At 57.8% G+C, this 14038-nt stretch carries 13 protein-coding genes; 6 read left to right on the forward strand and 7 right to left on the reverse strand.

Annotated elements, in window-relative coordinates; genetic code table 11:
- Nucleotides 1-188: 188 nt before the first annotated feature.
- The gene (locus tag Q0Y21_RS07160; protein WP_297793123.1) at nucleotides 189-797 is read right to left on the reverse strand and encodes a c-type cytochrome; all 609 of its coding nucleotides are present in this window, start codon (nucleotides 795-797) and stop codon (nucleotides 189-191) included.
- Nucleotides 798-972: 175 nt separating this feature from the next.
- Between Q0Y21_RS07160 and yihA the strand changes: the two genes are divergently transcribed.
- Nucleotides 973-1626 carry a ribosome biogenesis GTP-binding protein YihA/YsxC gene (gene yihA, locus Q0Y21_RS07165; protein ID WP_297793126.1) on the forward strand — a complete coding sequence of 218 codons (654 nt, stop codon included), beginning with the start codon at nucleotides 973-975 and terminating at the stop codon, nucleotides 1624-1626.
- Between the two features lie 174 nt (nucleotides 1627-1800).
- Here the strand turns inward: yihA and Q0Y21_RS07170 are convergent, their stop codons facing one another.
- Complete coding sequence (locus tag Q0Y21_RS07170; RefSeq protein WP_297793128.1) at nucleotides 1801-2499, reverse strand: TetR/AcrR family transcriptional regulator; 699 nt, start codon at nucleotides 2497-2499, stop codon at nucleotides 1801-1803.
- A 183-nt stretch (nucleotides 2500-2682) separates the two neighbouring features.
- Here Q0Y21_RS07170 and Q0Y21_RS07175 point away from each other — a divergent pair, with 183 nt between their 5' ends.
- From Q0Y21_RS07175 to coaD, 4 genes are all read left to right on the forward strand, one after another.
- A complete protein-coding gene (locus tag Q0Y21_RS07175; protein ID WP_297793132.1) occupies nucleotides 2683-4128 on the forward strand; it encodes a coniferyl aldehyde dehydrogenase in 1446 nt (481 codons plus the stop codon).
- Nucleotides 4129-4200: 72 nt separating this feature from the next.
- Complete coding sequence (locus Q0Y21_RS07180; RefSeq protein WP_297793135.1) at nucleotides 4201-4830, forward strand: hypothetical protein; 630 nt, start codon at nucleotides 4201-4203, stop codon at nucleotides 4828-4830.
- 31 nt (nucleotides 4831-4861) lie between these two features.
- Entirely contained in the window at nucleotides 4862-6454 is a 1593-nt protein-coding gene (locus Q0Y21_RS07185; protein ID WP_297793138.1) for a GMC family oxidoreductase, read from the forward strand.
- Between the two features lie 53 nt (nucleotides 6455-6507).
- A complete protein-coding gene (gene coaD / locus Q0Y21_RS07190; protein ID WP_297793141.1) occupies nucleotides 6508-6990 on the forward strand; it encodes a pantetheine-phosphate adenylyltransferase in 483 nt (160 codons plus the stop codon).
- Nucleotides 6991-7027: 37 nt separating this feature from the next.
- On the opposite strand, the gene Q0Y21_RS07195 is transcribed toward coaD, so the two are convergent.
- The 5 genes from Q0Y21_RS07195 to Q0Y21_RS07215 form a co-directional block, all read right to left on the reverse strand.
- The gene (locus tag Q0Y21_RS07195) at nucleotides 7028-8317 is read right to left on the reverse strand and encodes a DUF945 family protein (RefSeq protein WP_297793145.1); all 1290 of its coding nucleotides are present in this window, start codon (nucleotides 8315-8317) and stop codon (nucleotides 7028-7030) included.
- 25 nt (nucleotides 8318-8342) lie between these two features.
- The gene (gene ppk1, locus Q0Y21_RS07200; RefSeq protein ID WP_297793148.1) at nucleotides 8343-10481 is read right to left on the reverse strand and encodes a polyphosphate kinase 1; all 2139 of its coding nucleotides are present in this window, start codon (nucleotides 10479-10481) and stop codon (nucleotides 8343-8345) included.
- 67 nt (nucleotides 10482-10548) lie between these two features.
- A complete protein-coding gene (gene hemB, locus Q0Y21_RS07205; RefSeq protein WP_297793151.1) occupies nucleotides 10549-11568 on the reverse strand; it encodes a porphobilinogen synthase in 1020 nt (339 codons plus the stop codon).
- 164 nt (nucleotides 11569-11732) lie between these two features.
- Nucleotides 11733-12557 (reverse strand): lipase secretion chaperone, encoded by an 825-nt coding sequence (locus Q0Y21_RS07210; protein ID WP_297793153.1) that lies wholly within the window; start codon nucleotides 12555-12557, stop codon nucleotides 11733-11735.
- Nucleotides 12558-12907: 350 nt separating this feature from the next.
- Nucleotides 12908-13129: a hypothetical protein gene (locus Q0Y21_RS07215; RefSeq protein WP_297793156.1), complete on the reverse strand. Its 222-nt coding sequence runs from the start codon at nucleotides 13127-13129 to the stop codon at nucleotides 12908-12910.
- Nucleotides 13130-13404: 275 nt separating this feature from the next.
- Here Q0Y21_RS07215 and Q0Y21_RS07220 point away from each other — a divergent pair, with 275 nt between their 5' ends.
- Nucleotides 13405-14037, forward strand: a complete 633-nt coding sequence (locus Q0Y21_RS07220; RefSeq protein WP_297793159.1) for a TetR/AcrR family transcriptional regulator — start codon at nucleotides 13405-13407, stop codon at nucleotides 14035-14037.
- The last annotated feature ends 1 nt before the right edge of the window (nucleotide 14038 follow it).

Consider the following 14038-nt stretch of genomic DNA (forward strand, 5'->3'; position numbering starts at 1 on the left):
CGGTTTCCACGTCCTGGAAGCCGGTTTTTTTATTTCCGCCGATCAGGGGGTGGTCAGGCATTTCCAAAACATTCAAAGAAGCCACGCTTCTCCGTTTTGGAAATGCCTGACCACCCCCTGATCGGCGGAAATAAAAAAACCGGCTTCCAGGACGTGGAAACCGGCTTTTTATGCGCCCGGAAGACGAATCAGTTCAGGCCGGAAATATAGTTGGCCACTGCCTCAATTTCCGAATCGGTCAGCTTGGCAGCAACGTCCATCATGATGGAGGCGTTTGCAGTACCATTACGCTCGCCGTCCCGGTAAGCTTTCAGCTGCTTCTCTATATACGCAGCCTGCTGCCCACCAAGGCGCGGATAGCCTGCGGGCTCGTTGCCCAGACCCTGCGGGTTGTGACAACCGGAACAGGCCGGCACGCCAGACGCCAGGTTACCACCACGATACAACGCCTGACCCTGCTCAATAAGCTCCGGATCGGCCTGATTGACCACCATACTCTGGTCATCGAAGTAGGCAGCCAGATCCTGCAGATCCTTGTCGGACATATTGTCCAGCAGCCCGGTCATCTCTGCAATTTGACGATCACCACTCTTGATGGCCGACAACTGCTTGTACAGGTATTTCTCACCCAGCCCGGACAGCTTCGGGTACACCGCCATCACCGGCTTGGCGCCCCCTTGACCATGGCAGCCGGCACAGACGGCTGCGTTTTCCTTGCCTGCTTCAGGATCTCCAGCCCCGTGTGCCATCGCTGTGAGGCCAACACCGAGAACAACTCCTGCGATCAGTTTTTTCATGCTCGCTCCGCTTCTCTCATCCAAAGTATTCTTCGTTATGCAGCCGGCAGGCACTGGCCCAGAAAGGCACAAAACCGGGGCTGTTCAGCAGCATCGCTCAGCGTGCTGCCCGGAATTGGTGTAGCATTATACATTAATCCCTGATAACTGAAATCCAATAGGAAGCCCAACCACCGTGTCATCTGATCTGACTCAAAAATCGATCTCATATAACAGCGCCCGATTCCTGATCAGCGCCTCGCGGCTGGAAGAGTGCCCACTGGACTCCGGTGCGGAAGTCGCGTTTGCGGGCCGCTCCAACGCCGGCAAATCCAGCGCGATCAATTCCATTACCGCCAACGGCAAACTGGCACGCACCAGTAAGACGCCCGGCCGCACCCGCCTGATCAATTTTTTCACACTGAATCGCGAAAACTGCCGCCTGGTGGACCTGCCCGGCTACGGCTATGCCAAAGTCTCCCGGGATATGAAGGACGACTGGCAAAAACACCTGGGTCACTATCTCAATGATCGCCGCTGCCTGAGGGGCCTGGTACTGGTCATGGATATTCGCCACCCGCTGACCGATTTCGACCAGATGATGGTGGAATGGTGCGAACATAACAACCTGCCGCTGATGATTTTGGCCACCAAGGCCGACAAACTGAAATTCGGGCAGGCCAAGACAGCCATGCTGGGCATCGCCGGAAAACTGAAAGAATTCCAGTGCGTCGAGCACCTGATCATGTTCTCGGCAACGTCAAAGCGCGGAGTTGATGAATGTCGTGACGCGCTGACCGCATGGCTGGAAGCTGACAGCGACGATATTCCGGAAGAGATGATGGGGTGAGACGGGACCCATAAAAAACCGGCCTGCCATCAGACAGGCCGGTGAAACGTCAGGGTTTGCGACGTGCTAAAACCTGAGAACTCACTCAGGGTAACGCCAGGGATGTCCGGATCCCCAACGTCAAATATAGGACACGGGGCTATTCCGAAAGTTCCCGAATCGATTAAAAAATAATCAAACCGTATTCCACCTCGCAGCTCCAACCGACAAATCAACCTCACGGGTTTCCGGCAGTTGTGGCCGGTACTTCTCTCTCAGTGCCAGAACTCTCTCCCGATAGGCCGCTGTGAGATAGGGAATTTCCAGGGTCAGCACCTGATAGATCCCCTGCTTGAGCTCCGTCAACGTGAGGTTGACTGACTCCTCGCAGGCATGAGCTGTCTTCAGGAACGCCATCCAGTTGGTGATGACCAGCCAGACGTTCAGCGACATGGCCGAGCGCAACTCGTCGGATTGGGGCTCGATAATGCCTGCGTCCGCCATCTTTTCGAAGATCCGGCTGATGGCATCCAGGCAACGATCGGTAAATTCCCGGTAGTCCTGACGTAAGCGCCGGTCACCATCCAGCAGGTGCTCCAGGTCACGATGAAAAAACCGATAGCTCCAGAGGCCATCAAATACCGACTCCAGGTAAAACATCATATCGTCCAGGGTCAGCGGCCGGTCCTCTGGAATATCCAGGTAGTAATCCACCAGCTTTTCGTATTCCAGGAAGATCTCGTAAATGATGTCCGACTTGTTGCGGAAATGGTAATAGAGATTACCCGGGGAAATGGCCAGATGGGCGGCGATGTGATTGGTGGTGACGTTTCGCTCCCCCCTCTCGTTGAACAACTCCAGGCTGGATAACAGGATCTTGTCTCTGGTTTTCATAGGTTCAGCAAGCTTTGTTGTTGTGTGACCGGCGGATGGCCTGATCCGCCATTCGGCTTTCCTTGACTACCTAGAGTATATACTCTAATAATACCTTCAAGCGCAAATTGAGCAATCTTTCGCCACCATATCTACAACAATAGGGCGCCCGGCATGCATCCGGCAGCCCGAGGGGAGAGTACCATGGGAGCCAGCGTCGTCGAGCTCACCGAAAGCAAGAAGCAGATCCAGCACACACATCGCGTATTCGAGGATCAGAAAAAGGCATTCCGTAACAACTCGATGCCCTCACTGACCGAGCGCCAGGAAAACCTGAAGCGACTGAAGCGGGCGCTACTGAGCAATCAGGACAAGCTGACTGACGCCATTGACCGGGATTTCAGTTGCCGCTCGAAGGACGAATCGCTGATCGCAGAAATCATGCCGTCCATCCAGGGCATCAATTACACCCTGAAAAACCTCGGCGGCTGGATGAAGCCCTCGAAACGCCATGTCTCCGTGCTGTTCCAACCCGCCAGCAACAAGGTGCACTACCAGCCCAAGGGCGTGGTCGGCGTTATAGTGCCCTGGAACTACCCGCTGTATCTGGCCGTCGGGCCACTGGTTGCCTCGCTGGCAGCAGGGAACCGCACCATGATCAAGATGTCGGAATTCACCCCGCACACCTCGGCATTGTTCAAGGAGATCATTGAGGCCACATTCCCCGCGGACCTGGTATCGGTGATCACCGGTGAGGCGGATGTCGCCGCGGATTTCTCCAGCCGCCCCTTTGACCACCTGCTGTTCACCGGCTCTACCTCCGTGGGCAAGCTGGTGATGCGGGCCGCGTCGGAGAACCTGACGCCGGTTACCCTGGAGCTGGGTGGCAAGTCCCCTGCAGTTGTCTCCTCCGATGTTCCCATGGAGGATGCGGCCCAGCGCATTGCGTTCGGCAAGGCCTTCAATGCCGGCCAGACCTGTGTGGCGCCGGATTACGTACTCTGTCCCGCAGATCGGGTCCAGGCCTTTGTCGACGAATTCCGTGCGCGCTTTGCCGAAATGTACCCCAGCCTGCGGGATAACGACGACTACACCGCCATCATCAATGAGCGACAGTACGAACGGCTGCAGGGGTATCTGGATGACGCCCGGGAGAAAGGCGCTGAGATCGTCGAGCTCAACCCGTCCCGTGAAAACCTGAAGGACGGCACCCGCAAGATCCCCCTGACCCTGGTCCTGAAGACCACGCCGGAAATGAAGGTCATGCAGGATGAGATTTTCGGACCGATTCTGCCCATCGTCGGCTACGGCGGTCTGGAGGAGGCGATCCACTACATCAACGATCGCCCGCGCCCGCTGGCACTGTATTTCTTTGGCTACGATCGCTCCATGCAGCAACAAATGGTGGACAACACCCACTCCGGCGGCATGTGCATTAATGACGCCCTGATGCACGTTGCCCAGGACGACCTGCCATTCGGTGGCATTGGTGATTCCGGCATGGGGCACTACCACGGCAAGGAAGGCTTCCTGACCCTGTCCCATCACCGGGCTATCTTCAGCAAACAGAAATTCAACAGCGGCAAATACGTCTACGCCCCGCACGGCACTACGGCGCACAAGATGATCTACAAGCTGTTTATTCGCTGATCCACATCCGGGCCGGCGGACTCGCCGACCCGGCATGACCTTTGCCAACGAAAACAATAAGAGGGTCCCAGCATGTCCCACCCACCACACGACCAGGAAACCCTGTCCGCCATGGACCGACGCAGCTTTCTGCGTGCCGGTGTGGGCGGCACGCTGTTTCTCGGCACCGTCAGTGTCACCGCAGGCCTCAGTGGCTGCGCAACCACACCGGCGGGTCGCCTGGATGCGGCCGATACCCCGGTCGATGATGGCTATCAATTCCAGTTCCTGACCCGTGATGACATCGAACTGTTCCGGGCCCTGCTGCCAGCCATTGTCGGGCCGGCATTAACCGAAGAGCCGAAGCAAAGGCGACAGGCGATTGCCGGCACCATCGAACGGATTGATCAGGGCATCGTCCAGTTCGGCCCGGCCAATCAGAAGGAACTGCGCAAACTGTTCGATCTGCTCAACTTCGGCCTGACGCGGATTACGGTTGCCCGCGTCTGGTCCAGCTGGCCCAATGTCACCACGTCAGAGGCAGACGCCTTTCTGGAACGCTGGCGCACCAGCGGTATTGGCCTGTTCAACAATGGCTACATCGCCCTGACCAAAATCAGCAATGTGGCGTTTTATGGCCACCCCGAGCACTGGCACCTGTCGGGCTACCCCGGGCCGCCGGAATGGGCCATGAAGTCCCTGCCCCAGTTCAACAACGCCTGACCCTGTCGCTCGCTGATTACCGGAGATTTCCATGTCGTTAACCGATCGAATTGCCAAGGGCCTTGAGGCCGGCTGGAAAGTCACAGACGCCAGCACCCTGACAGACCACCAGACCCACGAAGCAGACGTCGTGATCATCGGCACCGGCGCCGGTGGTGGCACCACCGCCGAAATCCTGGCCCGCGCCGGACTGTCCGTTATCCTTGTTGAGGAGGGGCGGCTGTACTATCAGAAAGATTTCAAGATGGACGAACTGACCGCCTATGCCTCGCTGTATCAGGAGGGCATGAGCCGGGTCACCAAAGACGGGGCCATTGCCATCCTCCAGGGGCGCTGTGTCGGTGGATCAACCACCGTCAACTGGACCTCCAGCTTCCGTACCCCGGAGCCCACCCTGAACTACTGGGCGGACAACTTCGGCCTTGAGAATCTGAGGCCGGAGGCAATGAAACCCTGGTTCGATGGTCGCGAAGAGCGGCATACCGTCTCCCCCTGGCTGACTGACCCCAATCTTAATAACGACATACTGCGCCAGGGCTGTGAAAAGCTGGGGCATTCCTGGAACGTGATCCCCCGCAACGTCAAGGGTTGCTGGAATCTGGGGTACTGCGGCGTTGGCTGCCCCACCAATGCCAAGCAGGGCGCCCTGACTACAACCATTCCGGGCGCACTGGACAACGATGCCCGGTTATTCCATGGTCTGCGCGCCGACAAGCTGGTCATGAAACAGGACCGGATCGATCACCTGGTGGCCTCGGCCATGTCCGCTGATTCCGTGACGCCCTCTGGTGTGAAGGTCCACCTGAAAGCCCGGCATTTTGTGGTGGCCGCCAGCGCCATTGGATCCCCCGGACTGTTGCTGCGTTCAGACATTCCCGACCCCCACAATCGCATCGGCAAGCGCTCGTTCATTCATCCGGTCAACGCCACTGTGGCGCAAATGCCGGAGCAAGTCGATCCGTTTTACGGCGCCCCCCAGTCGATTTACTCGGACGAATTCAACTTCCGCGAGGGCGTTGATGGCCCGGCCGGCTATAAACTGGAAGTCCCACCGCTGCACCCGGCGATGTCCAGCGGCGTGGTACCCGGCCACGGTGCAGAACAACGGGACAACCTCAAGCTATTACCCTGGATGCAGTCCGTGATTGCTCTGCTGAGGGATGGCTTCCATCCGGACAGCCCTGGTGGAACCGTCAGTCTGCGGGACGACGGCAGCCCGGTGCTCGACTATCCGGTGACAGACTACCTCTGGGACGGCTTGCGCCGGGCCTTCCATACCATGGCAGAAATCCAGTTTGCCGCCGGCGCCGAACGAGTCCGCCTGATGCACCTGGATTCCCCCTGGCTCAACAGCTGGTCAGAGGCCAGGGCCGCTATCGACGAGCTGCCCATGGAGCTGCATCGCGTGAGGCTGTTCACCGCCCACCAGATGGGTGGCTGCGGCATGGGGGAAGACCCGCAACAGTCCGTGGTTAACGGTTTCGGTGAACATCACCACGTCAGCAACCTGAGCATCCATGATGCGTCAATCTTCCCTACCAGCATCGGCGCCAACCCCCAACTGTCGGTGTATGCCCTGGCGGCCAGGAACAGCACCCGGCTGGCCGGTAAGCTCAAAGGCTGACAAAGCAGTGAACGCCCGGGTATCCTATGGGCTTCTGAACCAAGGAGCAGTGCATGCCTAAAGTTATCTACCCGGGCACCTTTGACCCTATCACCAACGGCCACACCGACCTGATTGAACGGGCCGGTCGCATGTTCGACGAAATCGTTGTTGCGATTGCCTACAACCCGAAGAAGCAGCCACTGCTGGATCTGGAGGAGCGCTGCGAACTGGTCAGGAAAGCCACCGCTCACATCCCCAACGTCAGTGTCACCGGCTTCAGCAACCTGCTGGCGGACTTTGTCCGGGAACAGAACGCAACGGTGATCCTCAGGGGCCTGCGCGCGGTGTCTGACTTTGAGTACGAATTCCAGCTGGCTGATATGAATCGCCGTCTGGCACCGGAGGTGGAGAGCGTGTTCCTGACTCCGGCGAACCATCTGTCCTATATCTCTTCCACCCTGATCCGTGAGATTGCATCCCTCGGCGGGGACGTCTCAGAGTTCGTCGATCCCGCCGTTGAAGCGGCTTTGAAGGAAAAGTTCAAGCAATCCTGAGATGGATGGCGCAGAGGATAGCCGACGGGCTTCCGCCTCAGAATAGAGGCGGAAGCGGTATCACCGTTCCGTTCACATTGACCGACAGATCCTTCAGCTGCGCAGACATGGACAGGCGATCACCGTTCCGGGTCATCATCCCTTCCTTGATCAAGGGCGCCAGTTGCATCATCAGGTCCGGATGATTCTCCGCAAGGGCCAGGGGCAGGCTCAATTCCATGTGCCCGGTCAGCCGCTGCATCACCATCAACATCTGCGAGCGCTCCTGATCCGACAGGGTCGGATGCCCAACCATGAGCTCTCCGTTAACCTCCCCTTCCGGGGTCACCAGGCTGATATCCGGAAAGCCGAAACTGAATCCTTCCGCCGCCAGATCCAACAGCGCGCCACTGAGTCGGTTCATACTGTCCAGCTGTTGCTCAAAGGCAGCCGGTGAGCCGGCCTGGTTATCCAGGGCGGCCACCTGCAGGTCTGTCATCGCACTGGTCAGCTCACTCCAGCTGTCCACATGCAGACCGTTCATAACAAACTCCAGCCGCTGGGGCCCGAAGCTCTCACCGTCTGAGGTCACCGCCTCCAGGGTTGCCACGGCTTCAGAATTGACACTGCGATCATTGTCCGTTGGCCAGGTCTCGCTGGTCATCCTGAAGCCTTCCATCCGCAGTGGAGCCTGACTCCCGGATATCAGCTCCACGGACTGAAGGCCTGCCTCCCCCTCGCCGGTCCAGACCTCGCCGCGCAGATGCTGCAGCGTCTGCTCAAGCTGGAAGTCCCGCAGGCGGACCTGCAGATCCGGAGTGTCGAGCACCATCCCCGGCCACACCATAACAATATCGGCCGCGGAACCGCCGCCATTGATATCGACCCGGGCAAACCCGCCGGAGATGTTCAGGGTTTCCCCGGTCTCGTCATGAGTGACCGATAGTGCTGGCACCGTCAACTCGGCAATGGCAGCTCCCCATAAGCGGGTTTCCAGGGTCAGTCTCGGTTTTTCATCCGGGAACAGGTCTGCGGCTTCCTCAGGCAGGCCGGAGAGCGGAGCAAAGTCCAGCAAGCTGCCGGTTACCCCATGAGAAACTCTCGCCTCATACTCTATCTGGTGAACGTCTTCACTGGCGGGATCTTCAAGTGTCAACGTGCCCTCGAAACGGGCGCTGAGATAACCACGACGGTAATCCCGGGTCTCCAGCCGGACAAAAGGCTGTGCCGCATTGACTTCCGTGGTCACGTCCTGCCACTGCTGCTCGGTCACCCAGCCCACGCCCCAGGGAGCTACAGCGCCAACCAACAGTAAACCCCCACCCAAAATCATCCATGTCTTTTTCAATTTTTTCTCCGCAACAAACTGCTTATTATTGTCCGGTCAGACGCTCCAGCAACACCAGCTGGGATGCCAGTCGATCTTCCCCTTCCGCCGGTTGATTCTGTAGGTAACTGCCGTCCGGCTGCAAGACCCAGGCCTGACAGTTATCTGCCAGATAGGTATCCAGATCTTCTCGGACCCGGGCAACCAGGCTGGGGTCCTCGATGGGAAACGCCGTCTCCACGCGACTCAACAGATTGCGCTCCATACCATCCGCGCTGGAGCAATAAACGTCCGGACGACCGTTATTACCGAAGTAATAGACTCGGGTGTGCTCCAGGAAACGGCCAATAATGGATCGTACCCGGATATTCTCCGACAGCCCGGGCACTTCCGGCCGCAGGCAACAGATACCCCGAATGATCAGGTCGATTTTGACACCGGCCTGGGATGCCCGGTACAACGCCTTGATCATTTGGGGCTCGGTGAGGGCATTGAGCTTGAAGATGATCCTCCCGTTCTGGCCAAATCCTGCCTCCCGGTCAATCAGGCTCAGCAAGCTGCTATGGAGGGTAAACGGGGCGTGGAACAGTTTCTTGATCTTCAGCGCCTTGCCCATACCCGTCAGCTGCTGGAACAGCTTATTGACGTCATCACCAATGGATTCATCACAGGTCATGAAGCTGTAGTCCGTGTACAGACGGGCATTGCCAGCGTGGTAGTTGCCGGTCCCCAAATGGACATAGCGCCGGAGCCGTCCCTCTTCCCGGCGCACGATCAGGATCATCTTGGTGTGGGTTTTATAGCCCACCACCCCGTAAACCACGATCACCCCGGCTTCCTGCAGACGGCTGGCCAGCTCCAGGTTTTCCGCTTCACTGAAACGGGCACGCAATTCGATCACCGCAGTGACTTCCTTGCCGCGCCGGGCAGCATCCGCCAGCGCTTCAACGATTTCAGAGTCGGCGCCGGTGCGGTACAGGGTCTGACGGATGGCCAGTACCTGAGGATCCTTGGCCGCCTGCCGCAACAGGTCAATCACCGGGCTGAAATTATGATAGGGGTGCAGCAGCAGGATCGGACGCTTGCGAATGGCGTCGAACATGGATTCCTTGCTGCGAATCTGTCGCGGAATGGACGGCGAAAATCCGGAATAGGTCAGATCCTGTCTGTCCACAAGCCCCCCGACCGCCATCAGGCGAGTCAGATTGACCGGACCATTAACCTGATAGAGGTCACGCTCGGTGAGCTTGAACTCCTGCAACAGGAAGTGGACGAGCTCTTCCGGGCAGTTATCAGCCACCTCCAGGCGCACGCCATCACCAAAGCGGCGACTGAGCAGTTCACCACGCAATGCCGAAGCGAGGTCTTCCAGGTCGTCCTCCAGCTCCAGGTCGGCGTTGCGGGTCAGGCGGAACTGATAACACCCCTTGACCTCCATGCCCGGGAACAGCTCATCGGCATGGGCGTGGATCATCGAGGACAGGAACACCAGGTTATCGCCGCCCTCACAGACATCGTCAGGCAGCCGCACCAGCCTTGGCAGGGAGCGCGGTGCCGGCACGATTGCCATGCCGGTTTCGCGACCAAAGGCATCCTTTCCGTCCAGTTCCACAATGAAGTTCAGGCTCTTGTTGACCAGGCGCGGGAACGGGTGTGAAGGGTCCAGGCCTATCGGGCTCACCACCGGCAGGATCTCTTCCTCAAAATAGCGGCGCACCCATTCCGCCTGGGCCGCGGTCCACTCCCGGCGGCGGACAAAATGGATATTCTCCTGCTCCATCTCCGGAATCAGCACGTTGTTGAGGATGTCGTACTGTTCGCGAATATATTCATGAGCCACACGGCTGATTTCAGCCAGAGCCTGTTCGGGCATCATGCCATCGGAACCAATGGTTTCCCGACCGTATTTCATCTGCTGGCGAAGGCCGGCAACCCGGATTTCGAAGAATTCGTCCATGTTGCTGCTGAAAATGCAGCAATAAATCAGGCGATTGATCAGCGGGTGAGTGGTGTCCAGGGCCTGTTTGAGCACCCGGTAATTGAACTGCAGCTGGCTTAGCTCCCGGTTAAAGAAGTTCTCACTGGCCCCCAGGTCCACTTCCTGGCCGGCATGCGGTACTTCGACGGGCGCAGGAACACTCTGTTCTTCCTCCGCATTCAGTTCTCTGACAGATTCACTGCTCATGACTCACTGATTCCAGTTTAAGTGGTTCCGGCAATCGCCTGATTGACCGGAACCTGACATTATTCCCTTAGCCTTCTGTGCCGGAATGCCTCAGCAGGCGCGCGGCCCTGACCGCAAAATACGTCAGGATGGCGTCGGCACCTGCGCGACGCATGGCCGTCAGGCTTTCCATCATAACCGCATCACCATCCAGCCAGCCATTTTCGGCGGCCGCCATATGCATGGCGTACTCACCGCTGACCTGATACACAAAGGTCGGCACCTGCAGTTCGTGTTTGACGCGATGGACAATATCCAGGTAAGGCATACCCGGCTTGATCATCACCATGTCTGCGCCTTCCGCCAGATCCATCGAGACTTCCTGCAGTGCCTCGTCGCTGTTGGCCGGATCCATCTGATAGGTCGCCTTGTCGCTCTTGCCAAGATTGGTCGCCGACCCGACAGCATCCCGGAACGGACCGTAATAAGCAGAGGCGTACTTGGCAGAATACGCCAGAATTCGCGTTTTTACATAACCCGCCGACTCCAGTGCATCGCGGATTGCCGCTACGCGACCGTCCATCATATCCGAGGGCGCCACAATGTCTGCCCCCGCATCAGCATGGGACAATGCCTGATTGACCAGCGCTTCAATGGTCACGTCGTTAAGCACGTACCCATCGTTATCAACGATACCGTCCTGCCCATGGCTGGTGAACGGGTCCAGCGCCACATCGGTGATCACTCCCAACCCGGGATGCGCCTTTTTCAGTGCCCGAACCGCTCGCTGAGCGAGACCATCGGAGTTCCAGGCACCTGATCCCGAGGTGTTCTTTTGCTCTGCAGGAACGACCGGGAACAGGGCAACGGCGGGAATACCCAGTTCAACCAGCTCGGCCGCCTGCTCCACCAGTAAATCGATACTCAGGCGTTCAACTCCCGGCATGGACGGAACCGACTCCCTCTTTCCTTCACCTTCCAACACAAACACCGGGTAAATCAGGTTATCAACACTGAGTTGATGCTCTCGCACCAGACGCCGGGAAAAATCATCAGCCCGATTACGGCGTAGGCGAGTAGCAGGGAATACACGACTTGTTGAACGCACGAAGCACCTCCTGGGTGGCGAGTAGGACACAAATCACACACCGACCGGACAATCCCGTCGATCCGTCATCTCATCATACACGCCCGCTCTGATCGGGGGCAGGCTCCGTTCGGGCCCTTTTTACATGGATTGCAGGAGCTTACCGGCGCGGTGTGACAAAAAGGTTACTGCAGGGAGTCCAGGGCCCTGGCCCGTATTCGGTCCGGGCCGGTGAAATATCGATCCCGCAAGGCTTCAATGGCAACCTGTCTCTCGGGTGCCGCAAGGCCAGCACGCTCCAGCGCCTGACGCTCTTCACGGTATGCCTGCCAGCGCTGATCCCAGGCCTTCTGCCGCGCTTCCACTTTTGCCAGCTGCTGCGACAGTTCGGCACCAAAGGCTTCTTCGCGCCACGCTTCCAGAGCCTCGGGATTATCAGCAAGGTCCTTTCGCACCTGCTCATACTCCGCAAATCTCCGTGTATCCTCACGGGCCCGGCGCAACGGGGCAGGTAACGCCCGCTCAGCATCCGCCAGGGCCTGAGCGCGTTGCTCTTCAGTCAAAGTGTCATCGTCGGCAATGCGACGCTGTTCCAACTGGAAACGGTCCAACGCCTCCTCCCGGGCAAAGAATGCCTGCGCGGTATCGGCGTCCAGCCAGGTCCGTCGTAGCCCCTGAATCTCCTGCATACGACGTTCAGTCTCTCTCAGGTTATCCACCGGGTCGCGGCCATAAGAGGCCTCGAGATCGCCCAGTGCGAGCTTATAATCCAGATAATTACCCAGGATATGCAAGGCGTCCGAGCGGGCCGGCTGACCCAGCCTCTCCAACTCTTGCTCAATGCGCGCAACCAAGCGCTGCAGCGACTCCTCCCCCATGGCCGACAGGTAGTATTCAAACAATTGACGCAACGATGGGGTTGGGATCAGATTGCCATTGCTGTCGACCCTGGCCCAGCCGGAGGGAACGGAAGTACCACTCAGCGAAACCGGCAGCGTATCGGGAAGCACTGCCGCATCCGACTGACCAACCCACCGTGAAGGCCTTCCGATACTGTCTGAACCGGAAGCCCCGGGCGAGCGATCAGCCTGCTTATGACTGATTGGTTGGGCGGCTCCTGGATCAGTTCCGGACCGGGGAAATGCAAACGCAAATATGACCATGGCTGCTATGATCAATAGCAAAGCCGTTGCCAGCCAGGAGAGAACTTTCATAATGTACGGGTTCTTATTGGAGTTATGGATCAGCCATTTACAAGCACGGCTACCAGTGAAAGGACCCAGAATAGAGCAATGACAGAAAGCACGCTGAGACAGCGTTCAAAAACAGACCCACAGCCTTTGGCTGTGGATCCTGACTATCAGAAAGATCGGTTATTGAATCCGACATCCACCTTGCGGGGAGGGTCGGAGCGGAACGATGTGTCCACTTCCTGGATTTGCCCACCCTGGCTCAGGAAGGCCTCAATATCTGCCTGTAACTGTGCACGCACCCGGGCACGACCAGCAACAGAGTGGTTATCCTCAGTGTCGCTGTTCCAGCCTGCGGATTGCTCCACGTTGCTTTCGTCGAATTCACTCATTGCCTTTATCTCCATCAACGAAAACAAAACTACGAGCGCACCTGACCCGGCTTGGGCGGGCCGCTCCACCTCGGCAAAAACCGACCAATCGGTGTGCCTTGGCGTCTTTATAATCCTCTTTTCCAGGCGGCGCCATTTACAGGCAAAGGTTTTTTTGTAACTTTTTGTAAATCTATTTAATCTATTGATTTTAAATATAAAGATAAAATACAACCGACGTCCGATTGGTTGACACAAGAACTGAATAATGATTCACTTGTTTGATAGGAGCCAGCATGGCCTACCGGGAAACGGAAAAAATGCGCAAACGTAAAGCGGAGGCTCGCCAGCGCATTGTCAGTTGCGCCTACCAATGCGTGGCGGAAAATGGCTTTCGCAGCGCCAGAGTCACAACCATTGCCGCCATGGCAGGCGTTGCAACAGGAACAATCTACCGCCATTTCGAGTCGAAAGAAGACCTGTTTGCGGAAATTTTCCGACTGGCAACCCAAAGGGAGGTCGACAAGGTTGCGGAGGCACTGGCCTCCCACGGGGATGCCACTGTGCGGCTTGAGGCAGCCTTGCGCCAGTTTGCCGAGCGCGCATTGCGAGGACCGGTGATGGCATGGTCACTGATTGCAGAACCGGTCGACCCGAAAGTGGAGGAAGAGCGGCTGGCCTACCGGCAGGCCTACGCCGAGCTGTTCGAACAGGCCATCAGCGAAGGCATGGAAGAGGGATGCATTCCCGAACAGGACGCACGCCAGAGCAGTACATGCCTGGTAGGTGCTATCGCCGAAAGCCTGGTCGGACCCTTGTCTCCAGCCCAGATCAATAGCCGGGCCGAACCGAGAAACGACAACTACGAGCCACTGGTCAACTCCATCCTACGTTTTTGCATACAGGGGCTGACCGGTACCAGGAGGTAAT

The organism is uncultured Marinobacter sp., assembly GCF_947259545.1.
Taxonomy (GTDB): Bacteria; Pseudomonadota; Gammaproteobacteria; order Pseudomonadales; family Oleiphilaceae; genus Marinobacter.